General features: G+C 71.4%; 21 protein-coding genes, 1 pseudogene and 1 riboswitch. Of the genes and pseudogenes, 8 read left to right on the top strand and 14 right to left on the bottom strand.

All coding sequences use genetic code 11. The annotated features are described in order from the left end of the window. Positions 1-30: 30 nt before the first annotated feature. On the bottom strand, positions 31-837 hold the full coding sequence (locus IF22_RS0116875; RefSeq protein WP_030333039.1) for an SDR family NAD(P)-dependent oxidoreductase: 807 nt from the start codon (positions 835-837) through the stop codon (positions 31-33). Positions 838-987: 150 nt separating this feature from the next. Further along, positions 988-1077, top strand: a riboswitch (ZMP/ZTP riboswitch). An 18-nt stretch (positions 1078-1095) separates the two neighbouring features. Here IF22_RS0116875 and IF22_RS0116870 point away from each other — a divergent pair. After that, positions 1096-2532 carry a glycine hydroxymethyltransferase gene (locus IF22_RS0116870; RefSeq protein ID WP_030333038.1) on the top strand — a complete coding sequence of 479 codons (1437 nt, stop codon included), beginning with the start codon at positions 1096-1098 and terminating at the stop codon, positions 2530-2532. A 77-nt stretch (positions 2533-2609) separates the two neighbouring features. On the opposite strand, the gene IF22_RS0116865 is transcribed toward IF22_RS0116870, so the two are convergent. From IF22_RS0116865 to IF22_RS0116840, 6 genes are all read right to left on the bottom strand, one after another. Beyond that, positions 2610-2861, bottom strand: coding sequence for a hypothetical protein (locus IF22_RS0116865; protein ID WP_030333037.1), 252 nt, complete (start codon positions 2859-2861; stop codon positions 2610-2612). Positions 2862-2937: 76 nt separating this feature from the next. After that, on the bottom strand, positions 2938-4266 hold the full coding sequence (locus tag IF22_RS0116860; protein ID WP_030333036.1) for an aminotransferase-like domain-containing protein: 1329 nt from the start codon (positions 4264-4266) through the stop codon (positions 2938-2940). 3 nt (positions 4267-4269) lie between these two features. Next, the gene (locus IF22_RS0116855) at positions 4270-5373 is read right to left on the bottom strand and encodes an alpha-hydroxy acid oxidase (protein WP_030333034.1); all 1104 of its coding nucleotides are present in this window, start codon (positions 5371-5373) and stop codon (positions 4270-4272) included. Then, on the bottom strand, positions 5366-6355 hold the full coding sequence (locus IF22_RS0116850) for an alpha/beta hydrolase (protein WP_081883862.1): 990 nt from the start codon (positions 6353-6355) through the stop codon (positions 5366-5368). The genes IF22_RS0116855 and IF22_RS0116850 overlap by 8 nt, the downstream gene beginning before the upstream one ends. A 7-nt stretch (positions 6356-6362) precedes the next feature. Beyond that, positions 6363-7574 (bottom strand): cytochrome P450, encoded by a 1212-nt coding sequence (locus IF22_RS0116845; RefSeq protein WP_030333030.1) that lies wholly within the window; start codon positions 7572-7574, stop codon positions 6363-6365. Between the two features lie 66 nt (positions 7575-7640). Beyond that, positions 7641-8918 (bottom strand): SGNH/GDSL hydrolase family protein, encoded by a 1278-nt coding sequence (locus IF22_RS0116840; protein ID WP_030333027.1) that lies wholly within the window; start codon positions 8916-8918, stop codon positions 7641-7643. Between the two features lie 315 nt (positions 8919-9233). Here IF22_RS0116840 and IF22_RS0116835 point away from each other — a divergent pair, with 315 nt between their 5' ends. From IF22_RS0116835 to IF22_RS35935, 5 genes and pseudogenes are all read left to right on the top strand, one after another. Then, the gene (locus tag IF22_RS0116835) at positions 9234-10793 is read left to right on the top strand and encodes an AMP-binding protein (protein ID WP_030333025.1); all 1560 of its coding nucleotides are present in this window, start codon (positions 9234-9236) and stop codon (positions 10791-10793) included. Continuing rightward, a complete protein-coding gene (locus IF22_RS0116830) occupies positions 10790-12013 on the top strand; it encodes an MFS transporter (RefSeq protein ID WP_030333023.1) in 1224 nt (407 codons plus the stop codon). Before IF22_RS0116835 ends, IF22_RS0116830 begins: the two co-directional genes overlap by 4 nt. 41 nt (positions 12014-12054) lie before the next feature. Next, positions 12055-12978 (top strand): aminoglycoside phosphotransferase family protein, encoded by a 924-nt coding sequence (locus tag IF22_RS0116825; protein ID WP_051708550.1) that lies wholly within the window; start codon positions 12055-12057, stop codon positions 12976-12978. A 17-nt stretch (positions 12979-12995) separates the two neighbouring features. Beyond that, positions 12996-13403, top strand: a complete 408-nt coding sequence (locus IF22_RS0116820) for an MmcQ/YjbR family DNA-binding protein (protein ID WP_030333019.1) — start codon at positions 12996-12998, stop codon at positions 13401-13403. 89 nt (positions 13404-13492) lie between these two features. Then, positions 13493-13651, top strand: a pseudogene (locus IF22_RS35935) (SGNH/GDSL hydrolase family protein); the annotation flags it as partial. 390 nt (positions 13652-14041) lie between these two features. Here the strand turns inward: IF22_RS35935 and IF22_RS0116810 are convergent. Then, positions 14042-14548 carry a hypothetical protein gene (locus tag IF22_RS0116810; protein WP_030333015.1) on the bottom strand — a complete coding sequence of 169 codons (507 nt, stop codon included), beginning with the start codon at positions 14546-14548 and terminating at the stop codon, positions 14042-14044. A 354-nt stretch (positions 14549-14902) separates the two neighbouring features. On the opposite strand from IF22_RS0116810, the gene IF22_RS0116805 reads away from it, so the two are divergent. Both IF22_RS0116805 and IF22_RS0116800 read left to right on the top strand, forming a co-directional pair. After that, the gene (locus IF22_RS0116805; protein WP_156057583.1) at positions 14903-16825 is read left to right on the top strand and encodes a hypothetical protein; all 1923 of its coding nucleotides are present in this window, start codon (positions 14903-14905) and stop codon (positions 16823-16825) included. Positions 16826-17252: 427 nt separating this feature from the next. Beyond that, a complete protein-coding gene (locus IF22_RS0116800) occupies positions 17253-18008 on the top strand; it encodes an SGNH/GDSL hydrolase family protein (protein ID WP_081883860.1) in 756 nt (251 codons plus the stop codon). Between the two features lie 32 nt (positions 18009-18040). On the opposite strand, the gene IF22_RS0116795 is transcribed toward IF22_RS0116800, so the two are convergent. Genes IF22_RS0116795 through hppD form a run of 6 tightly spaced genes read right to left on the bottom strand, consistent with a single transcriptional unit; the run spans position 18041 to position 24144 of the window. Continuing rightward, entirely contained in the window at positions 18041-19399 is a 1359-nt protein-coding gene (locus IF22_RS0116795; RefSeq protein WP_030333009.1) for an ATP-grasp domain-containing protein, read from the bottom strand. Beyond that, entirely contained in the window at positions 19396-20364 is a 969-nt protein-coding gene (locus tag IF22_RS0116790; protein ID WP_030333007.1) for an alpha-ketoacid dehydrogenase subunit beta, read from the bottom strand. The genes IF22_RS0116795 and IF22_RS0116790 overlap by 4 nt, the downstream gene beginning before the upstream one ends. A gap of 1 nt (position 20365) precedes the next feature. Further along, positions 20366-21337: a thiamine pyrophosphate-dependent dehydrogenase E1 component subunit alpha gene (locus IF22_RS0116785; protein WP_030333005.1), complete on the bottom strand. Its 972-nt coding sequence runs from the start codon at positions 21335-21337 to the stop codon at positions 20366-20368. Further along, positions 21334-22125: a DUF3050 domain-containing protein gene (locus IF22_RS0116780; RefSeq protein WP_030333003.1), complete on the bottom strand. Its 792-nt coding sequence runs from the start codon at positions 22123-22125 to the stop codon at positions 21334-21336. Before IF22_RS0116780 ends, IF22_RS0116785 begins: the two co-directional genes overlap by 4 nt. 1 nt (position 22126) lies before the next feature. Continuing rightward, the gene (locus IF22_RS0116775; protein WP_030333001.1) at positions 22127-23056 is read right to left on the bottom strand and encodes a phytanoyl-CoA dioxygenase family protein; all 930 of its coding nucleotides are present in this window, start codon (positions 23054-23056) and stop codon (positions 22127-22129) included. After that, entirely contained in the window at positions 23053-24144 is a 1092-nt protein-coding gene (gene hppD / locus IF22_RS0116770) for a 4-hydroxyphenylpyruvate dioxygenase (RefSeq protein WP_036411597.1), read from the bottom strand. Before hppD ends, IF22_RS0116775 begins: the two co-directional genes overlap by 4 nt. Positions 24145-24168 lie beyond the last annotated feature (24 nt).

The raw sequence follows: 24168 nt of genomic DNA, 5'->3' as shown, positions 1-24168 counted from the left end.
GGGCGGGGGGGGTCAGTGCGGGCGGGGGGGTCAGTTTCCTGATCCTGGCTCGGCCATCCGGCGGTGCTGCTCGGACTTGAGCTTGTCCGGGATGATCTTGCCGGCGGCGGTCTGCACCTTGTTCAGCAGCGACCCGGCGGTGACCGTCTGATCGCCCCTCATCATCGCCTCGAAGCCCTGGGCGGCGACCTTCGCCGGGTCGTCCTTCTTACCCGAGCCGACCCGGGTGTCCTCCATCTCGGCGCGGTCGAAGAACTCCGTGTCGGTTGGTCCAGGCATGAGCGAGGTCACCGTGACGCCGGTGTCCTTCAACTCGTTGCGCAGCGCCTCGGCGAAGGACTGCACGAACGACTTCGACGCGTTGTAGACCGCCTGGAACGGCCCCGGCATGGTCGAGGCGATCGACGAGGTGAAGAGCACCCGGCCCGCACCCCGCTCGACCATCCCCGGCAGCAGTCGCTTCGCCAGGTGCACCGTCGAGCGCACGTTGAGGTCGACGATCTCCAGCTCGTCGGCGAGGTCGGTGCCGCCCACGAAGGCGCCGCCGGCACCCCGGCCGGCGTTGAGCGCCAGCGCGTCCAGCGGTCGTCCGGTCGCGGTGACGGCGGCCACCAACTCCGTCACGCCCTGCTCGCGGGCCAGGTCGACGCGGACCGACCAGATCTGCGGTCCGCCGTCCCGGCGCAGCTGCTGTGCCGCCAACTCGATGCCCTCGTCCTCGGCGGCGATGACCAGGTCGAAGCCGTGCTCACCGAACTGCGCCGCCAGTTCGTACCCGATCCCGCTGGAGGCCCCGGTCACCAGGGCGAGCGGCCGGTCGGAGGTGGGTGTGGTCATGTTCTCGACTCCTTCTGTGCGAACCCTGGCCGCACCCGTGACGGTGCGGTGGTCCCCTACCGTGTGCCCCGCGACGCAGCGCCCAACCACATCGGCGGGGGTCGCCTCCCGGAGGGCGGCCCGAACGACCGGGCCCGGCCCGGTACGATCGTCGCGGGCCGTTACTGGCGCGTGGGGATGGATAACCATCGGGGAGCGGCCCCGTCATGAGGACGTCTGCCGAGCGCCTGGGCCTTCCGCACGTCTGTAGGAGGTCGCATGTCCCGCAACGCCGAGTCCACCGCATTCCGCAGCGCCCTTGAGGTGATCCGGGCTGTCGAGCCGCGGGTCGCCGACGCCATCGGCGCCGAGCTGACCGACCAGCGGGAGTCACTCAAGCTGATCGCCAGCGAGAACTACGCCTCCCCGGCGACCCTGCTGGCGATGGGCAACTGGTTCAGCGACAAGTACGCCGAGGGCACCGTCGGCCGCCGTTTCTACGCCGGCTGCCAGAACGTCGACACCGTCGAGGCGCTCGCCGCCGAGCACGCCCGGGAGCTGTTCGGCGCCGCGCACGCGTACGTGCAGCCGCACTCGGGCATCGACGCCAACCTGGTCGCCTTCTGGGCGGTGCTGGCCGACCGGGTGGAGTCCCCCGCCCTGAAGAAGGCCCAGGTCCGCCAGGTCAACGACCTCACCGAGGCCGACTGGTTCGCGCTGCGCCGCGAGCTGGGCAACCAGCGGATGCTCGGCATGTCGCTGGACGCCGGTGGCCACCTCACCCACGGCTTCCGGCCGAACATCTCCGGCAAGATGTTCGACCAGCGCAGCTACGGCACCGACCCGGCGACCGGCCTGATCGACTACGACCGGGTGGCCGAGGCCGCCCGGGAGTTCAAGCCGTTGATCCTGGTGGGCGGCTACTCAGCGTACCCCCGGAAGGTGAACTTCCGGATCCTGCGCGAGATCGCCGACTCGGTCGGCGCCACCTTCATGGTCGACATGGCGCACTTCGCGGGCCTGGTGGCCGGCAAGGTCTTCACCGGTGACTTCGATCCGGTGCCGCACGCGCACATCGTCACGACCACCACGCACAAGTCGTTGCGTGGCCCGCGCGGCGGCATGGTGCTCTGCCAGCCGGAGCTCGCCGACCAGGTGGACCGGGGCTGCCCGATGGTGCTCGGCGGCCCGCTTCCGCACGTGATGGCCGCCAAGGCGGTCGCGCTCGCCGAGGCCCGCCGGCCCGACTTCGCCGACTACGCCCGGCGGATCGTGGACAACGCGCAGGCGCTCGCCGAGGGCCTGCTGCGCCGGGGCGCGAAGCTGGTCACCGGTGGCACCGACAACCACCTGGTGCTGATCGACGTGTCCGGTTACGGGCTCACCGGCCGGCAGGCCGAGCAGGCCCTGCTCGACTCGGGCATCGTCACCAACCGCAACTCGGTCCCGCAGGACCCGAACGGAGCCTGGTACACGTCCGGCATCCGGATCGGCACCCCGGCGCTGACCACCCGGGGCCTCGGCACCGCCGAGATGGACCAGACCGCCGAGTTGATCCACACCGTGCTGACCCAGACCACCGCCGGCGCCAACGCCGACGGCACCCCGTCGAAGGCGAAGTACACCCTGGACCCGGGCCTGGCCGACAAGGTCGCCCGTCAGGCCACCGACCTGCTGGCCACCCACCCGCTCTACCCCGGCATCGACCTGGCCTGAGCGGCGGCACCCGCCGACGGCACCGCCGCCGGTGCCGCTCACTCACGGTGAGCGGCACCGGCGGCGGGCCGACACCCTCAGACGATGGGGCGCTTCAGGTGGTAGCGGTGGACTTCGGTGCTGCCCTGGACGTTGTTGACGTCCTCGGCGGCGGAGACCAGCTCCCACCCCTCCCGGCCGGCGCGGTTGAGGTGCGCGATGGCCGTGTCGCCGTACGCGGTGATGTCCTTGCGTGAGCCGTCCGGCGCGTACCAGACGAACGAGACGTGAAAATTGCGGCCCTGTCCCTGATAGCGACGGACGAGCAGGGCGTACTCCCAGGCAACCATGGGCCTTATTATGTCCGTCCAACCAGGACGGCGGCACACGGGTCGTCGCGCATTGCCATCAGGTGAACGCGGTGCGTCAACCCGCCCGCCGGGCCCGCTCGTCGGTGATCAGTGCCGCCAGCCGGTCCAACCCGACGTCGATCTGCTCCGGCGTGACCGCGCTGACCGACAACCGCAACGCGTGGACCGGCGCGGTGTCGTCGTAGAAGTGCGCCATCGGCGTCCACAGCACCCCGTGGTCGCGCGCCGAGCGGTCCAGCAACGCGTCGTCGACCGGGAACGGCACTGTCACCACCACGAAGAACCCGCCGGCCGGCACTGTCCACCGCACGGCCGCCGCGCCGTCCGCCCCGGGCGGGAACCGCCGGGCCAGGCCGGCCACCAGGTGGCGCAGGTTCCTGGTGTACGCGGACCGCTCCCGGGTGTTCGCGGCCACCAGACTGCAACCGTGCTCCAGCAGCCGGCCACCGATCACCGCCTGCGCGATCGGCGACGTGTTCACAGTGACCATGCTCTTGATCATGGCGAGTTGATCGGCGAACGGACCGACCCGCCCGTCCGGGCCGGCCACCCGCTGGTCGGCGACCACGTACCCGACCCGCGCCCCGGGGAGCACGGTCTTGGCGAACGAGCCGAGGTAGACGACCCGCCGCCCGGTGTCCAACGCCTTGAGGGTGGGCGGGCGCGATCCGTCGTCGACGGGGAACAGGCCGTAGGGGTTGTCCTCCAGCAGCAGCAGCTCCTCCTGCCCGGCCAGTTCCAGCAACCGCCGCCGGTGGGCGGTGTCGATGCTGACCCCGGACGGGTTGGCGAAGTCCGGCATCAGGTAACAGGCGCGCGGCCGCAGCCCCGCCGCCCGGGCCCGGCGCACCTGGGCGGCCAGGTCGGCCAGGTCGATCCCGGACGGCCCACCGGCCACCGGCCAGACCGGCAGGTCCACCAGCCGGGCCGCGCCGGTCAGCCCGACGTAGGTCGGTGCGACCGCCAGCAGCACGTCCGTCGGCCCGGCCCGCAACGCCCGCAGCACCAGGAACATGGCCTCCTGGCAGCCGACGGTCACCACGATGTCCTCGCCGTCGACGGTGATCCCCTCGTCGACGGCGAGGTTACGGGCGATCAGGTGGTGCACGATGCCCTTGGTCCGGCCGTACTGCAGCAGCAGCCGCCGGGCCTGCTCGGGTCGGTGCCCCAGGTCGTCGACGAGGTGCCGGTGGAAGGTGTCCAGGTGCCGGTGCACCGCCGCGAGGTCGAAGAACTCCTCGTACGGCCGGCCGGCCGCGAGGGACACCGCCGCCGGGTACCGCTCGGACACCTCGTTGAGGAAGTTCATCGACGTCAACGCCGGATCGCCCAGCGCGGGGTGCAGGTCGGCGACGGCCAGGTCGACACGTTCGGTGGCGGTCACCGCTCAACCCACCCGGAGGGTACGCAGCTCGCCGGCCGCCACCGGGTCGGCGCAGCCGGCCAGGGTCAGCGCGTCGGTCAGCTCGGCGGCGAGCAGCGCCAACGCGTCCCGGGCCGCCGGTTCGCCGCCGACGGCCAGCGCCCAGAGCAGCGGCCGGCCGACCAGCACCCCGGACGCACCCAACGCCAGCGCCCGCAGCACGTCGGTGCCGCTGCGGATGCCGCTGTCCAGCAGCACCTGGCAGCCGCCCCCGACCGCGTCGACGACCTCCGGCAGCATGGTGACGCTCGGCGGTGCACCGTCCAGTTGCCGCCCACCGTGGTTGGAGACGACCACCGCGTTCGCGCCGACCCGTACCGCCTCGGTCGCGTCCCGCGGATCCAGCAGCCCTTTGACCACCAGCGGCAGGTCGATCTGCTCGCGCAGCCACGCCAGGTCCGCCCACCGCAACGCCGGCGCGAACGACACGGCGGTGTGCGCGGCGATCGCGGACACCCCGGGGGCACCGGAGTGCGCCAGCGCGTCCCGGCCCTCGGGGAGGTTCGCGGCCACCACCTCGGTCGGCAGCCGGAACGCGTTGCGCAGGTCCCGGGGACGTCGACCGAGCACCGGGACGTCCACGGTGACCACCAGCGCTCGGCACCCGGCCGCGACGACCCGGTCCAGCAGGTCACGGACGAGAGCCCGGTCGCGCAGCCAGTAGAGCTGGAACCAGACGTCCGCGCCCACGCCGGCCACCTGCTCGATCGGCGTGCTGCCCAGCGTGCTCGCCAGGTACGGGATGCCGGCCGCGCCGGCCGCCGCCGCGAGCCCCAGCTCCCCGTCCGGGTGCACCAGCCGCTGGTACGCCATCGGCGCCACTGCGACCGGCATGGCGTACCGGCTGCCGAGCAGGCCGGCGCCGAGGTCGACGGTGTCCACGCCACGCAGCACCCGGGGCAGCACCGCGACCCGGTCCAGCGCGTGCCGGTTCGCGGCGAGGGTCACCTCGGCCGCGCTGCCGCCGGCCAGGTAGTCCCACACGTCCGGCGCCAGCACGGCCCGGGCCCGCTCGGCGTAGTCGGCGAGCGAGACGGCCGGCAGGTCGGTCAGCACCCGCTCAGCCATCGGCCACCGCCGGGCCCGTCACGGCCGGCTCGTCCACCTGGGCGGCTTCCGGCCCGGCCGACAGCCCGAAGCGTTCCCGGAGAAAGGCCGCCGCGCCTTCCTGCGCCCGCCGCCCGTCGGTGAAGGTTCCCGGCATGGCGAAGAACCCGTGGATCATGCCCGGGTAGTGCGCCAGGCGGGTGGGCACACCGGCGTCTCGCAGCCGCTCGGCGTACCGCTGCCCCTCGGCGCGCAGGGGGTCCAGTTCGGCGGTGATCACCAACGCCGGCGGCAACCCGGACAGGTCGTCGGCGAGCAGTGGCGAGGCCAGCGGATCCCGGGCGTGCCCCGGGTCGGAGAGGTAGTGCCTCCGGTACCAGGCAACCGAATGCCTGTTGAACAGCGCCGGGTCGTCGTCGCCGACCGGGTCGCCGCTCTGGTCGGTGTTCGGGTAGATCAGCAGTTGCGCGGCGAGCGGGGGCCCGTCCGTCCGGCTGAGCAGGGTGACCGCCGCGGCCAGGTTCCCGCCGGCGCTGTCCCCACCCACCGCCAGCCGGGTCGGGTCCACACCCAGCCGGTCGGCGTGCCGGGCGATCCACGAGGTGGCGGCGTGGCAGTCGTGCACCGCCGCCGGAAAGGGGTGCTCCGGGGCGAGGCGGTAGCCGACGGTGATCACCTGACAGGGCACGGCGTTGGCCAGGCGCCGGCAGATGCCGTCGGCGGTGTCGATGCTGCCGAGCGTCCAGCCGCCGCCGAAGAAGTACAGCACCGTGGGCAGCGGACCCGGACCGCTCGGCCGGTACACCCGCAGCGGCAGCTCCCCGGCGGGGCCGGGGATGCGTTCGTCGCGTACCTCGGTCACCGGCTCGACCGGGCCGCCGCCGGCGCGGATCGCGGCCAGATCCGCGGCGCGCGCCTCGGCGAGGGTCTGCGTGTACAGCGGCGGGGTGCCGGCCGCGGCGCGGACCGCCCGGTACGCCGCCACCTCCGGATGCAGCGTCATGTCGCTCCTATCCACCGGTGCTGACCAGCAGCTTGTCGATACCGCGCAGGAACAGGCTGCCGCTGTACGTCGGCGTCTCGGTGACGGTCAGCGCGGGGAACCGGGCGAACAGCCGGGGCAGCGCGAGGCGACCCTCCAACCGCGACACCGCCGCGCCCAGGCAGAAGTGCAGACCGACACCGAAGGCCAGCGACGGGGGGCCGGCACGGGTCGGGTCGAAGGCGTCCGGGGCCGGGAAGCGGGCCGGGTCCCGGTTGGCCGCCCCGATCATGATCAGCACGTTGTCGTCGGTGGCGACCGGCACGCCGTGCAGCACGGTGTCGGCCGGCGCGGCGCGGGCCAGGAAGTGCACCGGGCTCGCCAACCGCAACACCTCGTCGACGCAGCCCTGCGCCAGTGTGGCGTCGCTGGGCAGCGCCGCGACCGTCTCCGGCTGCGCCAGCAGCAACGGCAGCCCGTTGCTGAACATGTAGACGGTGGTGACGAAGCTGGCGTTGAACAGCACGATCAGGTTGCTGATCAATTCCTCCTCGGTCAGCTCCACCTCCCCGGAGTCGAGCGCCTCGACCAACCCGCTGAGCAGGTCGTCCCCGGGCGCCCGGCGGCGGTGTGCGAGCAACTCCCGGTAGAAGGCCCGCAACTCCCGCGCGGCGGTGTTGGCCGCGGCCAGCCGCTGCGGGGTCTTGCCCGCCACGTCCAGGAACTCGTCGATCCACTCCACCCGCTCGCGGTACCACGGCAACTCGGCGGCCGGGATGCCGATGAACTCGGCCATCACCAGGGCCGGGATCGGGTACGCGAAGTCGGCCACGAAGTCGACGACGCCCGGGCCGGCGTCCGCCATCCGGTCCAGCAGCTCGTCGACCACCCGCAGGATCACCGGTTCCAGCGCGCCGAGCCGGCGCGGCGTGAAGGTGCGGGAGAAGACGTGCCGCATCCGGGTGTGATCGGGCGGGTTGACGAACATCATCGAGGTCTGGAAGGTGCGCAGGATCTCCTGTTCCTCCCAGCCCGGCGGCGGCTGTTTCGTCCACTGCGGATCGCGCAGCAACTCGTCGACGAGGTCGTAGCCGACGGCCACCGCGGCCACCGTGCGGTGCTCGGCGCGCGGCGGCACCGCGCTGATCGGGCCGAGCTGGTGCAGCTGCGCGTACCACGGGTACGGGTCCTGTCTGCCCTGTTCGCTGTACAGGCCGGTCAGTATCTCCGCCACGTCCACGGCCAACTCCTCCCCAGGATGTCGATGGCCGGGGCGGCGGGGATCACCCGCCGCCCCCGGCCGGTGTCACAGGTCGAGCAGCCGCAGCGGCACCGCGTTGGCCAGTGCCTGGTTGCCGGCGTCGTTCGGGTGGATGTGGTCCCCCGAGTCGTACGCGGCCAGCAACTGGCTGGGCCGGGCCGGGTCACGCAGCACCCGGTCGAAGTCGAGCAGCCCGTCGAACTCCCGGCTGCCGCGCAGGTACGCGTTCACCGCCTGCCGGGTGGCCTCCTTCTGCGGCGTCCACACGCCCGGCGCGCCGTGCCCCTCGTACGGCGTCAGCGTGGCCACCAGGCTGGTCAGCCCGCGCTGCTGGAGTTGCTGGTTGATCTGACGCAGGGTGGCAATGATCGCCTCGGGTGTGTCGTTCGACATCCAGATGTCGTTGATGCCCAGGTGGGTGACGACGGTCCGCACCCCGGTCTGGCCGAAGACGTCCTCGTTGAGCCGGGCCGCCGCGTTCGGGCCGAGCTGGTAGTAGCCGGGGTAGTCGCCGTCGCCCGGCTCGGTGCCCTCGTGGTTGAGCCGGTTGCCGGCCAGGCTCAGGTTGAGCACGCCCGGGGTGCGCTTGTCCGGCCGGTCCGCCAGCAGCCGGTCGGCGAGCAGGTCGGGCCAGCGCCGGTTGGCGTTGACGGTGCTGCCGTTGCCGTCACCGATGGAGTCGCTGAGCACGACGAGCGCGCCGGGGCTGCCCTTGCGTTGCACGTCGACGCCGGAGAGGAAGAACCAGCAGCAGGTGGGACGGGTGGTGAACCCGGTGCCCTCGGCCGCCCCGGTCAGGTCGCCGGCGCCGATGAAGTTGGCCTGCTGGGACTGCCCGTGGAAGGTGGTCGGGCCGGTCGGCGTCGGGAAGTGCACGGTGAGCACCAGGTCGCTGTCGTCGGCGACCGGGAAGGGCAACGGGTCGCTGAGCAGTTCCGCGCCGCGGTTCATGGTCGCCGTGGTGGCGCCGGTGAAGGTCAGCGGGCGCACCGACGCCGCGTCGATGTCGGAGAGGTCGTCGGGGGTCGTGGTGTTGGGCCGGGCGACGGTGGCACGGCCGACCTGGACCGCCTGCTCGCCGTAGAGGTTGCTCAACCGGACCCGCAGCGCCGGGCCGCCCACCGACACGTGCACGATCATCCGGACGCTCTGGTTGTTGAGGCCGGTGTTGGTCAAACCGACCGAGTTGCCCCGGGTGACAGCGGTGGCCCAACTGCCCGCCCACTCGGCGCGGTCGGATCGGCTGGCGGTGGTGCCGGACGGGCCGGCGCTGGCGACGACGGCGGGTGCGCCGGCGACCAACAGCGCGGCCGCGGCGGCGATGACAGGCCATCTCTTCGGGGTTGCCGTTGCCATGGAACCTCCATCGTGTGGCAGCCCAGGGCCGTCCGCTGACGGCGCCCGCCTGGACGATGGTCCAGAAACCTAGCCGCCGCCGTTGACGGGCGTCAATCAACCTGATCGACGCGATCAAATGTCCGGCGGGCCGCCCGGATCGCCCACTCGGCACGGTTCCGACCAGTCGTTTCCGGCCTAGGCTTCCAGGCGGCGGCGGTGCGGTCGCCCAAGCGCGCCACCGTCGCGTCGTCACCGGGAGCTGCCCGGGGACCGCCGCTTTTCTCGGATGGGGGCTGCCGGATGACTGACGGACCCGAGCACACCACGACGTACGTGCACACTGTGTTGGACCTCTTCGCCGGATTCGGCGATCGGGAGGCGCTGGTCGGCGCCGATCGGCGACTCACCTACACCGAAGCCGCCGCCCGGGTCCGGGCGATGGCCGCGACGTTGACCCGGCACGGCGTACGGCCCGGGTCGGCGGTGCTGGTGACCGTCGCGAACGCGGTGGAGGGTCCGCTTCTCCAACTCGCCCTGCACCTGCTCGGCTGCCGGACGATGTGGGTCGCCCCGGTGACCGCGCGCCGGGAGGTCGACGAGTTCATCAGGTTGGCCCGCCCCGACGCCCTGGTCTACGACGCCCGGGACCGGGCCAGCCTGGGCCCGGAACTGGCCGCCGCGCTGCCCGGCACGCCGGTGTGCTGCCTGGGCGCGGGCGGCGCCGGACCCGACCTCACCGCCGACGCCGACGCGACGGAGCTGCCGGCGTCAGTGCCGGCACCCGAGTCGTTCCTGCAGACCAGTGGCACCACCGGAAGTCCCAAGCTCGTGCACCACCGGGAGAGCTTCTACGCCCAGATCCTCACCCTGGCCGCCGACTTCCGCGCCGCCGGGTTCCCGCTGCTGCGGCACCTGTCGCACTCGCCGATGTGGCTGGCCAGCGGCCAGATCACCACCCTGTTCAACCTGTTCACCGGCGGGGTGCTGTTCCTGCGTGACGACTGGGACCCGGTGGCCTTCGTGGACACCGTGCAGCGGGAGCGGATCAACTCGACCTTCGTCACCCCGCCGATGCTCTACGAGGTGCTGGACCACCCGGCGCTGGTCGGCGCGGACTTCTCCGCCATGTTCATGTTCAACGTGGGCGCCGGGCCCGCCGCGCCCGCCCGGCTGCGCCAGGCCATCGCGCGCTTCGGCCCGGTGCTGCGCATCGTGTACGGCCTCAGCGAGGCGGTCGTGATCACCGCGCTGCCCGGGCTGACCGACGACCCGGACCACCCGGAGCGGCTGCGCTCCTGCGGGCGGCCCTACGGCGACGTGCGCATCGAGATCCGCGACGACGACGGGGTGGTGCTGCCGACGGGCCGCGACGGCGAGGTGTGGGTGCGGACCCGACTGAGTTTCGCCGGTTACCACGGCCAGCCGGAGCTGACCGCACAGACGCTCGTCGACGGGTGGGTGCGGACCCGCGACATCGGCCACCTCGATGACGACGGCTACCTCTACCTGGTCGACCGGGCGCACGACATGATCGTCACGCATCGGCGGAACTGGGCGATCTTCTGCCGTCCCATCGAGGATGCGCTGGTCGGGCACCCGCAGGTCCGCGCCGCCGCCGTGATCGGCGTACCGGACGAGACGGTCGGCGAGGTGCCGTACGCGTACGTGGTGCTCGGGCCGGACGCGACGGTCACCGGGGCGGAGCTGATCGACCTGGTGACCACCGAACTCAACAAGATGTGGGCACCGGCCGCCGTGGAGTTCGTCGACCGGTTGCCGGTGAACCGGTCGATGAAGGTGGACAAGCGGGCGTTGCGCGCCCGCCACGCGGCCGGTCGGGCGGCGGCGGTCGGGGCGTGACCCCCCGCCGGCAACTGGTCGTCCTGGTCAGCGCCGACCTGATCTCGAACCTGGGCACCCGCATCTCGGTGGTGACCATCCCGTGGCTGGTGCTGGTCACCACCGGCAGCCCCACCAAGATGGGCCTCGTCGCGTTCGCCGAGACCCTGCCGTACCTGCTGTCCAGCGCGTTGGGCACGCCCTGGGCGGACCGGATCGGCCTGCGTCGTACCTCGATCCTCTGCGACGCGGGCAGCGCGGTGGCGATGGTCGTCGTCGCGTTGACCCCGTGGTTGGGCTTCGTCCCGCTGGTGGCGCTCGTCGCGGTGGCCGGCGCGCTGCGGGGCATCGGGGACCGGGTGAAACACGTGATGTTTCGGCCGGTCGCGGAGGCCGCCGGGGTGCCGCTGATCCGGCTGACCTCCGCCTACGACGGGCTCAGTCGGGTGGTGACCCTCTTCGGTGCCGCGGTGGGCGGTCTGCTGATCGCCGTGTTCGGGGTGACCGAGGCGATCCTCATCGACGCGGCAAGCTTCGGCGTCTGCGCGCTGCTCATCGGTGTCCTGGTCCGCCCACCGGCCGCCCCGACCCCACCGGCCCAGCCGGAGAGCTACCTGAGCGCGCTACGGGGTGGGTTCAGCTACCTGGGTCGGGACCGGCCGCTGCTCGGCATGCTCGCCGTCATCTCGGCGCTGAACATGGTGGCCAACGCCAGCGTGGCCGTCTACATCCCGGTCTGGGTCGCCCGCGAGCTACCCGGGCCGAGCGGTCTCGGCCTGGTGCTGGCGGCGTTCTCGGCGGGCGCGCTGCTGGGCAACCTGGTGTTCACCGCGCTCGGACCCCGGCTGCCGCGGCGGCTGACGTTCCTGATCGGCGCGCTGGTCGCCGGCACACCCCGGCTGGTGGCGCTCGCGATCAGCGACGAACTGCCGGTCGTGCTCGTGGTGACGTTCCTGTCCGGGATCGGCATCGCGGCGGTCAACCCGCTGCTCGGGGTGGCCCTCTACGAGCGGGTGCCGCCGGAGTTGCAGACCCGGGTGATCGGCATCGCCGGCTCGTTGGCGTTCGTCGGGTTGCCGGTCGGCGCGCTGCTCGGCGGCTGGTCGGTGGACGCTCTGGGGCTCACCCCGGCCCTGCTGACCATGGCGGCGGCGTGCCTGGTGATCACCGCGTACCCGCTGGTGAACAGGGCGTCCGGCCCGGAAACCCCGGCGCGGCCCGCCCCCGTCGCCACCCGGTAAACGCGTTGCGGGAGCTGGCCGGCTGCCGCAGGCTCGGGCTGATGAACACGCAACCGACACCCGGCGTCCCGGTGACCGACGCCGCCGTGACCGACCGGATCGACGTGGCGCTGGTCCGCCGACTGGTGGCCGAGCAGTTCCCGCGGTGGGCGTCGCTTCCGGTCCGCCCTGTCGCTGTCGACGGTTGGGACAACCGCACCTTCCACCTGGGCGCGGAGATGACAGTGCGGCTGCCCAGCGGCGCGGGGTACGCCCTGCAGGTCGACAAGGAACAGCGCTGGCTGCCGGTGCTCGGGCCACAGCTACCGGTGCGGATCCCCGTTCCGCTGGCTCAGGGCCGACCCGGGGCCGGTTACCCGTACCCGTGGTCGGTCTACCGGTGGATCGACGGGCAGACCGCCGCAGCTGAGCGGATCGACGACCTGACCCGGTTCGCCACCGACCTCGCCGCCTTCCTGCGCGCCCTGCGTGGCATCGACGCCACCGACGGCCCGCAGGCCGGCCCGCACAGTGCCTGGCGGGGCGGCCCGCTGTCCACCTACGACACCGAGACCCGGGCGGCGATCGAGGCGCACCGCGACCGGTTGCCCGCCGACGTCGTCACCGGCATCTGGCAGGCCGCCCTCGACGCCACCTGGACCGGCCCGGCGCTCTGGTTCCACGGCGACGTCGCGGAGGGCAACCTGCTGGTCCGCGACGGTCGGCTCGCCGCGGTCATCGACTTCGGCTGCTGCGGTGTGGGTGACCCGGCCTGCGACACCGTGATCGCCTGGACCCTGCTGCGCGGCCCCAGCCGGGCGGCCTTCCGGGCGGCGCTCGGTCTGGACGACGGCACCTGGGCGCGCGGACGGGGCTGGGCGCTGTGGAAGGCGCTGATCACCCTGGACGATCACGACCCGGCCAAGGCCGAGCGGGCCGGGCACGTACTCGGCGAACTCCTCGCCGAACACACGGTGGCCCGCTGAACCCGTACGGTGTGGCCATGGCCAGTTGGGACGACGTCCGTCGGATCGCGCTCGCGCTGCCCGAGGCCACCGAGCGGGCCTCGTACGATGGGCTGCCGGCCTGGCGGGTGCGCGACAAACCGTTCGTCTGGGAGCGACCGCTGCGGCGGCCCGATCTCGACGCGCTCGGGGCCGCCGCACCTGACGGCCCGCTGCTCGGCGTACGAGTGGCGGACCTCGGCGTCAAGGAGGCCCTGCTCGCCGACGACCCGTCGGTCTACCTGACCACCCCGCACTTCGACGGCTACCCGGCGGTGCTGGTCAGACTCGACCGGATCAGCCCGTCCGAGCTGGTCGAGGTCATCACCGACGCCTGGTACGCGCGGGCCCCGAAACGGCTGGCCGCCGCCCACCGCGCCGACCAGGAGCCGACCAGGCCCGGGTGAGCTGCCGCTGCGCCCACCACTGGCGGGCCCGCGTCACCGGATCGAGGTCAGGCTGGCCGGGCCGCCCAATGGTCGGTTAGCGTGCCGGCATGCCATCGACGCTCACCGAATCGACGGACCCGTACTGTCTGCGCCCCGGGGAGGCCGCCGAACTGCTGCACGGGCACCCGTGGCGGCGGTTCGTGGCGCTCGGCGACAGCGTCGTCGAGGGCATGTGTGAGCCGACCCCGGGTTACCCAGACGTGCAGTCGGATGCCGGGCCGCCCGGCATTCAGAACCGAGGGCGACGGCGGCCTGTCGCTGGGGTGGGCGGACGGCTACCTCCCGGCCGCCCCCCGGAACCGTCGAGGCAGGAGACCCGCCAGGACAGGTAGACGGTTCGCGGCGTCGTGCCGGCACTCGCCCGTTCGCGCCACCGCACCCGCTGAAGAGTCTCGAGGTAGACGAGCTCAGTGACGATCGCGAGAATCGCGTCGGCGGACCAGGCAGCCCCCCACTCGCAGCGCAACCGCGGGCCCTGCCAGAAGGCCCACTCACCTCCGGCCTCGCGAACAATCTTGTAGCGGAGGCGGACCGGTCGCATGGACCGGTCCGCGTGGCGCTTGATCTCCATGATCCTGGTCGTCCTTCGGGGTCAGTCAGGCCGTCCGTGTCCGGCTGCGCGGCCGTGAAGCGGACCGCTTCTGAACGGGTCGGTAGGGATTTTTCTTGCCATACGTGTGGTACAGCACCTCGCCGAGGAGGGTGCAGACCGCGATGAGGGAGATCACGGCCAGGTGGCCGCCCCATTCCATCTGACCGGTGAGCAGCGACACTGGCACGCCGAGCGAGCCAAGGATCAGGTTGCAACGCCGGGCGGTTCCATCGCCGCGGACACTCCCCACCACCGTGGCGCCGCGCGTGGGTCGGGTGCTGTACTCCAGCGCCTGCGCGATGACGAAGGAGATGACCAGGCACATACCGAAGACCGAGAAGTCCTGCGCGCTGCCGGCCTCGATCTGGTGGGCGGTCACAGCCGGGCGAGCGACTCCACTCACACCCAGGTAGGCGAGGCCCAGGTAGAGCGTCGGCCTGCACGTCTTCAGACTGAGGCCGAAGGGTACCTCGAAAGCGTCGGCGGGCGTATTCTTGTCGGGGTCATACATGTCAGCTCCTCACTAGGGCGACTGGCGTGCGTGATGATCGTTTCCGGGACTAGGCCCCCGGATCGATCACTCCTAGTGGCTCCTCCGGTCTTCCGGAGGAGCCACTAATTTTTTTGTCGATATTTATCTTCCTGGTTGGCAACTCAACAAGCAATGCGCTCCACAGTGACTTCGAGTGAAGTTTGCAGTCACTGTTTCCGCAGCTCAGAGCAGTTAGAATCAAGATCGATTATCCCGTCCACAGCGATTACGCCGAACGCTCGACAGTAGACTTCGGCGCGATTGACAGCGGCGTATCGGACAGTTGACAGCAGCACTCCCGCCAAGAGACAGCGTCGCTGTTACCCTGCGCTAGTGCCCTCCACGCGACACCGCTCATCGTCAGCGAGCACGCCGCCGGCCGTCACGTTGACCGACGTCAGCGATCCACGACAACTGCGCAGCTACGCGGCGACCGCCCAGGTCGCCTACATGGACGCCGGGCTGGAACCCGGGATCACGAAGATGACGCAGAATGAAATCGCCAAGATCCACGCCAAGATCAAGCAGGTCAATCGTGGCAACAAACCAGACCCCACCGCCGGCGTCGGCGGTGATGCGACGCCAAACGACCCCAGCGGAAACTTCAGCCGGGCGCTGCGAAACGGGCCGACGATTCCGTTCCTGCAAGCGTTGGACACCGTCATCCTCGGAAGAGCACCACAACTCAGCCGTGCGGGTGGGCTCGCGGCGTTCGCCGCCCGGCTGTCTGGTGTACGCAGCGGCCAGAACGTCGAGGCCACCATCTCGCCTTTCTACCAACCATTCGTCCTCGCCATCCGCAACCCTCCCCCGATCATCCTGCTGCTTCAGGCCACCATCCTCCTGGCCGAATTCGAAGAGCCCGGCCGGCCACCGAGTGATGTGCGGAACGTCCACCGAGAAACACTTGCCCATGTCGTCGACGGACTCATCCAGATCGGCAGCCTCGCGCCGACTCCGTCCAGCGTCGACGCGCTGATCCTGCTCGGCAGCATCAGCCGCTACGCCTTCGACCTCGTGGAGAAGCGCCTGGACAGGGCCTTACGCACACCCCTGGGCTTCCGCGTGTGGCGCGCCCTGGCCGCGGTCGTCCTGGCCATCAAGGCGGACCGCCGGGAATCAAGCCCTGAAGGCGAGCAGGTGCGCGACTGGGTCGAGCGGCAACTGAGCTTCTGCGAACGGCTTCGGCAGTACAGCCTCTACCCCGCGCGCTCGCTCGACCTCGAACTCGCGATCGCGATTCCAAAGATCTGGTCGCCACCGGAACGGGACTGGGCCGGGGACCGGCTTCGCGCCCGCGCCAAGGATTCTAACGCGACCTTACGGGAGCGCGGCACTGCCGTCTTCGGCCTGTGGGAGCGAGCCTGGGACGGCGAGTATCAGGACGCAGCCCGCGACGAGATCTTCGAGTTCATCACCGATTTTCGCCGAGAAGCGTCGCGTCGGCCCGGCCTCAAATGGGTTGCGGGCACCCTGGAGCAAAATGTACGCCGACACAAGAAGATCCTGACAACCTGGCCGGATCTCGACGAACCCTGCCAGCGGGTCATTCGCGACGCTGGCCGGGAACTCGACTCCACGATACCCAATCGGATCCGTGCAGCTACCGAGACACTGTTCCAACACGCGGTCATCAAGAACGCTGGCGTCCACCGTCGCCGCGCCATCGACGCCATACGCGCCGGCGGCTGGGCCGCGCAGGTGATACCTGCCCTACGAGCAGTTCTCCGGCATCCCCAGGCCGACCCGTGGCTGCGCTGCCGGGCGTTGTTCGCCCTTGGATTCATGCAGGAACGCCGCGAACGGGCACAGGTTGTTATGCGGGAGGCTTGCGAGCATTCCTGGGACCGGCTCAAGCGACTGAATCTTGATGACAGCCAGGCCACGAGGGTTCGGGTGATCGAGGTCCACGCCGCGCTGTTCGCCGTGGGCGACTGTTTCGGCGACCCTGCCGGAGAGCAGGCAGCCGCCCAGATCCGTGAACAACTCGACGAGCTTCTTCAACGCGTGGTCACGGACGTTGTCAAGGACGATGGACGGTTCTTGGTGCCAGTCGGCCGCGCCCTCTCCTACCTCCTGGCTACCACAGCACATGTCCGTTCCACCAGCTCGAAGAACATGCTCGACCGGCTCGTCACGGTCAGCGATCCTCCCACACGGCACATGAGCATCTGGGGTTTGAGCCGCTTCACCGAACACGGCATCGTGAAGCAGGCGCACGAGGTGCCATTCGAGCCAATGAGCATTGAGGACTGAAGCGCCTTACCTTACGGCCAGCGCGTCCTGCCCGCCTCGACCGACGGCCAGGGAGCCACCCCTCGACCCTGCGAGCCATCCGTTTCGGCCCGCAGGTGTTCCCCGTGCGACCCGCAAGCGCCCAACGACCTGCCCGTAGGTCATCCTGCGGCAGCCGCGCACTCGTCGCTTACCCACCAGCTCTGGCCAGCAGTCGTCAGCGCATCGTCGGTCACCTCCTCCGCCGTCGGGGCCCCGGGCTCCCACCGTGCGGTCGGCCAACCACCCGTCGTGGGCGGGCGGGTGCCAACACCCCACCCCGGTTCGCCGACGTCGTCCCGCCCATGACACCAATCCGACAGGCCCGGGCGGACCTGTCCACCTGGCCGAGATCGGCCTGGCCGGCCGTGCCTGGCCGGGCCGCCCGACGGTCGGTTAGCGTGCCGGCATGCCATCGACGCTCACCGAATCAACGGACCCGTACTGTCTGCGCCCCGGGGAGGCCGCCGAACTGCTGCACGGGCACCCGTGGCGGCGGTTCGTGGCGCTCGGCGACAGCGTCGTGGAGGGCATGTGTGAGCCGACCCCGGGCTACCCGGACGTGCAGTGGGTCGACCGGGTCGCCGCCGAGCTGACCACCGTGCGCCCCGAGTTGGCGTACCGGAATCTGGGTCGACGGGGGCTGCGCGCGCACCAGGTGCGGGCCACCCAGCTCGCCCCGGCGTTGGCCTTCGCACCGGATCTGGCCCTGGTCGTCTGCGGGGGCAACGACGCCTTCCACCCGGCGTACGACGCGGCGGCGGTGGACGTCGAGCTGACCGCGATGATCACCGCGTTGCGCGACGTGGGCGCCGACGTGATCACGGTGGGCATGTTCGACGTCTCGCACAGCCCGGCGGTGCCCGAGCACCTGCGGGCCGGCCTCAGGGAACGAATGCGCCGCCTCTCCGCCCACACGGCCACCCTGGCCGAGCGCCTCGGCACGGTCCACGTCCACCTGACCGACCATCCCCTGACGGCCGACCCCACCCTCTACAGCACCGACGGCCGCCACGGCAGCGCCCGCAGCGACGCCATAGCAACAACCGAAACCCTCCGCGCCCTCTCCCACTCCCGCTCCCACTCCCCCTCCCCCCACCGCCCCGGACCCGCGCCCGTCACCGGTGATCAAGAGGTTTCGGTCACCGAGCCCGGCGTGTCGTGACCGAAACCTCTTGATCACCGGGAGGAGGGGGGTCAGGTTTTCAGGAGGACTCCGGTCAGGAGGACGCCGTGGGCGAGGTTGAGGACTCCGTCGCAGCCGGGGTAGCCGACCCGCGCCAGGCCGCCGGAGGCCTTGCGGCCGAACAGGTACGGGGCCAGGGAGTACGGGACGTCGGCGGTGACCGTCTCACCGGTCTCGATCTGGACGAAGTCCATCGACACCCGGTCGGTCGGCAGGTACTCCTGAAGGATCGCGCCGCCCTGGCCGACGGCGGCCCGCACACCGTCGGCCCAGTCCGTCGCGCTCAGCTCCGGACCGAGCAGCACCCCGTGCCCGGCCGAACCGTCGGCCGGCTTCGCCACCAAGGTGGCCTGCTCGGCGATGGCCCGGTCGAGCACCGCGGCGGTCAACGGCACCGTGTACGGCACGTGCCGGCGGATCAGCGCCTGGTCGTCGGCGGGCAGCCCGGCCACGTCCTCCCACAGCCAGGCGAAGGTGACCTTGTTGCCGAGCAGCCAGGCCGCCGCCGACACGAACATCGGTAGCGTGCCGGCGGCGAGGGCCCGGGCCACCGCGTCCAGGCCGGCGGTCGGAGTGACCCGGTTGGGCACGAAGAGCCGGAACAGCGCGTCGACCGGCGCGCCGTCGACGACCAGGCGGTGATCGGCGTCCACCGTGGCGGTGGAGACCGGGGCGATGACCAGGTCGATGCCGAAGTCCCGGGCCCGTACGGCGAGGGGGTCGAGGATCCGGATGAACGTCTGCGGGTCGTCCAGGCCGGGGTAGTCGGCGTCGAAGTCCATCAGCAGCGCCACCCGGGCGCCCTCGGGCAGCCGCAGCTCGTCGCGGATCGCCACGAACCGCTGGTCCAGCAGGGACGGGGCGGCCCGCACCGGCAGCTCGTCGAGGATGCCCTGGTCCTGGTAGAGGCGCGCGTACCGCTGGATGACGGTGTCGGCGTCGAACCCGCCGCCGAGGCTGCTGTCGATGTTGTACTCGACGAACTTCGGCACCCCGCCGGAGAAGATCACATCCGGTCGGTACGCGGCCAGCAGTGCCTCGGTCAGCGGCTCGGCCTCGTCCAGCAACCGGGTCTCCCCGGCCGGTACGCCGAGCAGCCGGCGCAGCTCCCCGGCGGTACCGGCGCGACGACGGCAGGCGTCGAGGATGAGCTGCGCCAACCGGTCGCAGACCTCGTTGAGCTCCCGCCAGGCGTCCGCGGTGAGCACCGGGGGCCGGGCCAACCGCCACTGCTTGTTGTAGGTGGCCCGGCCGTGGAAGACCTGCTCCCAGGCCGCCGCCCCACTGGCCACCATGGCCCGACGGGCCGGCTCCGGCAGCTCGGCCCAGGCCCGGCCGACCGCCGGCCACTGATAGTTCGGGTCGATCATGATGAGTCCTTCACGGTCAGGTGGATGGCGGTGACGAGGTGGTCCCGGCCGGGTTGCACGGCGCGGTCCAGCGCCGGGGCGAACGGCAGCACCGCCCCGTCCGGTCGGGTGACCCGGCGCGGCGGGGCGAGCAGCCGGACCCGCTCCACCACCGAGGCGATGATCTCGGCGGCCATGCCGCAGGAACGGTTGCCGTCGTCGAACACCACGAGTCGCCCGGTGCGGGTGACCGACTCGACGAGACCGTCGATGTCGAACGGGTACAGGGTGCGCGGGTCGAACACCTCCACCGAGACCTGATCGGCCATCTCCTCGGCGACCGCGAGCGCGTCGTGCACCAGGTGCCCGATCGCGACCACTGTGACGTCGCAGCCGTTGCGGTGGATCCGGCCCCGGCCCAACGGCACCGGCGCCAGGTCGTCGACGTCGTCGCGCACGTCCATCGCGGGGGCCGGCGCGAACACCACCACCGGGTCGTCGTGACGGATCGCGGTGACCAGCAACCCGTACGCGTCGGCCGGGGTGGCCGGCACGACGGTGACCACGCCGACGTGCGCGAAGAGGCTGTACGGGTGGTCGGAGTGCTGCCCGGCCCACCCGGTCCGCGAGCCGGAGCCGGGCACCAGGTAGGTGACGGGGACACGGCACTGCCCACCGGTCATCAGCGGGAACTTGTGCGCGTGGTTGACGATCTGCTCGAAGACGAGGAACAGCAGCGACGGGATCTGAAACTCGATCACCGGCCGCAGCCCGGCCAGCGCCGCCCCGGTGGCGAAGCTGGTGAACGCCTGCTCGGACAGCGGGGTGTCGCGGACCCGTTCGGTCCCGAACCGCTTGGCCAGCCCGGTGGTCACCAGCGACGCGCCGACCTGGATGTCCTCGCCGAGCAGGAACACCGCCTCGTCGTGGGCCAACTCGTCGGCGAGCGCCCGGGTCAACGCCCGCCGGTACGACAGTCGCGGCACCTCACCCACCTCCGGTGCGTACGGTCAGGCCACTGGCGTACAGGTAGGCCAACGCGTCGGCCGGGTCGGGTTCGGGGCTGTCCAGGGCGAACCGCACCGCCGCGTCGACTGTCGCCTCGACCTCGGCGTTCACTGCTGCCCGGTCGGCGTCGGCAAGCCGTGAGCCCTGAATGTCCACCGGGTCCCGGGCCCGGCCCCGGGTCACCTCGTCCGGCGGCCGGTAGTCGAGGCGTACCGCGTGTTCGAAGGTGTGGTGGGCGTCGAAACGGTAGGTCCGGGCCTCGATCAGCTCGGGGCCACCGCCGGCGCGCATCCGGTCGACGGCGGCGGCCGCGGCGGCGCGTACCGTCTCGGGGTCCTGGCCGTCGACCTCGACGGCCGGGATGTCGAACGCGGCGGCCCGGCCGGCGATGCTGCCGGCCACCGCGCCGGCGACCGGCATGGTGGTGGCGTAGCCGTTGTTCTCGCAGACGAACAGCACCGGCACCCGCCAGAGCGCCGCCAGGTTGAACGCCTCCAGCAGCATCCCCTCGTTGACCGCGCCGTCGCCGAAGAAGCTCACCCCGACGGTGTCGTGGCCCTGCCGTCGCCGGGCCCAGACCGCGCCGGTGATGATCGCCCCGGAGGCGCCGACGATCGCGTTGGCGCCGAGCACGCCGATGCTCAGGTCGGCGGCGTGCATCGAACCGCCCCGGCCGGCGTTGAGGCCGGTGACCCGGCCGCACAGCTCGGCGAGCATCCGGGCCGGGTCGGCGCCGCGCGCCAGCACGTGCCCGTGCCCCCGGTGGGTGCCGGCGAGCACGTCGTCGGCACCCAGCGCCGCGCAGACGCCGGCGGCGACCCCCTCCTGGCCGAGGTACGGGTGGATGCCGCCGACGATCTGCCCGCCGTGGACCAGCTCCACCGCCCGTTCCTCGAACCGGCGGATCAGCCGGACCGTGCGGTAGAGCCGGACCCTGTCGGCGTCAGTCACGCCGGCCCCTTGATGGCGGCGAGGATGTCGTCCCAGAGCCGGGCCCGAGCGGCCAGCGCGGTGTTGACGGTGTCGGCGCACTCCTGCCACTTGCTGTCGTCGTCGCCGCACAGGTCGGCGAGCATCTGCATGGCCATCGGGGTGTGCTGTTCGCCGTCGACCTCGATGTGGCGTTCCAGGTAGTCGACGAACGTGTGCAGCCGGTTGCTGACCTCGTTGACCGAGACGACCTGGGTGAACATGTCCGGGATCAGGTCCTCCCGGCCGAACGCGAAGGCCGCCGCCTGACAGTGCACCGGGGTCGACTCGATGATCTGCCAGGTGGTCGCCGCGAACCTCGCCGACGCGGCGGGCACCCCCGCCTCGGTGAGCGCCTCGGTGACCGGACGACCGGCGCGCAGCAGCTCGATGAGGGCGTTCACCGCCGTGGTGTCCGCGCCCGCCTCGGCCATGCCCCGCACGTACAGCTCGAAGTGGCTGATGTAGCCGCCGCCCAGCTCGTCGCTCTCCTCGACCATGACGATGTCGTTGATGAGGCGACGACTGCCGGTCGGGCCGGTGGGGATCCACGGCACGCTGACGCAGGTCAGCTGCCGCTGCAAGGACTTCAGCAGGGACATGAAGTCCCAGACCGCGAAGACGTGGTGCTCCATGAAGGTGACGAGCGCCTGGTGGGTGTCGAGGTTGGTGTAGAGCGGGTGCTTGACCACGGCGTCGCGGCGGTCGGTCACCGCCCGCTCCAACCGCTCGATGCCCGGGTGCGTCCTACCCCAGTCGTATCGTGACATGTCAGCCTCCCTGCTGGGCGCGGTGGCGCCAGATGACCGGGCAGTAGTCGGGGTCCGCGTAGTCCGGCCGCCCGTCGTGGGTGCGGCGGACCAGCACGTCGTGGTTGTACGCGGCGAGCGTGCCGTCGGAGAGCGGGTACTCCCGCCAGGCGTTGTCGCCGTCCTGCAGGTGCAGCGAGATCGCCTGTCGGGGGCGACCGCTGACGTTGGGGCCGCTGCCGTGGTAGGTGCGGCAGTGGTGGAAACTCACGTGTCCCTTGGGGATCACCATCGGGATCTTGCGGATCTCCGCGCCGTTGTACGCGGCGTTCTCGGCCAGCATCTCCTCCAGCTGGCTGCGGTCCCGGTCGGCGAAGTGTCGCACCACCGTGTCGTCCGCGCCGATCTCCTTCCACCGGTGCGAGCCGTCGACCATGGTGATGGTGCCCATCTCCTCCCCGCAGTCGTGGAAGGGGATGAACGCGGTGAGCATCTTCTCCGACGACGAGGACGCCCAGTAGTGCTTGTCGAAGTGCCAGGGCACGATGTTGCTGGGCTCCCCGTCGATCGGCGGCTTGTAGATCAGGGTGGACTGGAAGACCCGGATCTCGTCGGCCTGGGCCAGCCGGGCGGCGACCGCGCCGATCAACGGTTTGCGCAGGATCGCGCCGAGCCCGTCGTGCTCGTGGTGGACGTAGTCGTTGTGCCGCTGCACCGGCCCCCTGGACGGGTCCCAGTAGGCGAGCTTCGGTGGGCGTACCGGAAGCCGGCGGTCCCGCTCACCGTCGTAGTAGCGCGCCGCCGCGGCGGCGAGGGCGTCCACCTCGTCGTCGGTGAAGATCTTCTTCGACAGGTACCAGCCGTGCTCGGCGTAGTGCCGCACGTCATCGTCGGACGGCAGCAGCTCCCGCTCCTCGGCGGTCAGCGTGGGCTCGTACTCCGTAGCGGTCATGCCCCCACCCCCTGTGGGGTGGCCGCCACGGCGGCCAGTTCCCGCTCCTTGGCCTCGTAGAGCGCCTTGATGTTGCCGCTGCCGAAGCCCCGCGCGCCGCGCCGCTCGATCAGCTCCAGGAAGAGCGTGCGGCGCACGTGCATCGACTCGGCGAAGATCTGCAACAGCTGACCGTCGTGGTCGGAGTCGACAAGCACACCCAGCTCGCGCAGTCGGTCCAGCGGGGCGTCCACCCGGCCGACCCGCGCCTCCAGGGCGTCGTAGTAGCTGGCCGGGGTGCCGGCGAAGCGCACCCCGCGCCGGCCCAGCGCCTCCACGGCGGCGACGATGTCCTCGGTGCGCAACCCCAGGTGCTGCACTCCCCCACCGGCGTGCTGGTCGAGGAACGCGTCGATCTGCCCCGGCCGCCGGGTGCGGTCCGGTTCGAGCAGGACCACGGTGACCCGCCCGGACGGGCTCTGCACCACCTTGGAGTTCATCCCCTGCCCGTCGACCTCGATGTGCTCCTCGAAGATCTGCGCGAAGTCGAACAGCGCCTCGAAGTGCCGGACCGTCTCGTCGAGCTGACCGGGCGGCACGCAGACCGCCAGGTGGTCGATCTCGGCGAGCACCGGCGGGTGGTTGTCGTTCGCCGAGGCCGCCGGGGTGATGGCGCCGGGCAGGAACTCAGCCTTGTCGCCCCGGCGCTGCACCAGCCGGTGCCGCACGTCGGCGAAGCCGTCCACCTCGGCGATCACCACCTCGGCGTCCGCGCCGGTGCGGGTGGTCGGCGGCGTCACGCCGGTCGCGCCCCGACCCACCAGCTCGGCGTACGCGGCCGACACGTCGTCGACCCCGACCGCGACGACAGCGATGCCGTCACCGTGGCGCTGCACGTACCGGGCCGCCGGATGCTCTGCGCTCAGGCCGGAGGTGAGCAGCAGTCGGATGTCGCCGTGGCAGAGCAGCAGTGAACGCTGCCCTTCCAGCCCGGTCTCCGGGCCACCCTGGCCACAGATCTCGAAGCCGACGGCGGTGCTGAAGTAGAAGGCCGCCTGCCGGGCGTCCCCCACGTAGAGTTCGATGTGGTCGATACCACTGATGTCCATGCCCCTGAAACCCCTCCCACACAG

Origin of the sequence: Micromonospora parva (assembly GCF_000718515.1) — a bacterium.
GTDB classification, from domain to species: Bacteria; Actinomycetota; Actinomycetes; order Mycobacteriales; family Micromonosporaceae; genus Micromonospora; species Micromonospora parva.
Note: the sequence above shows the minus strand (reverse complement) of the source record. Positions and strands in the feature narration are given on the sequence as shown.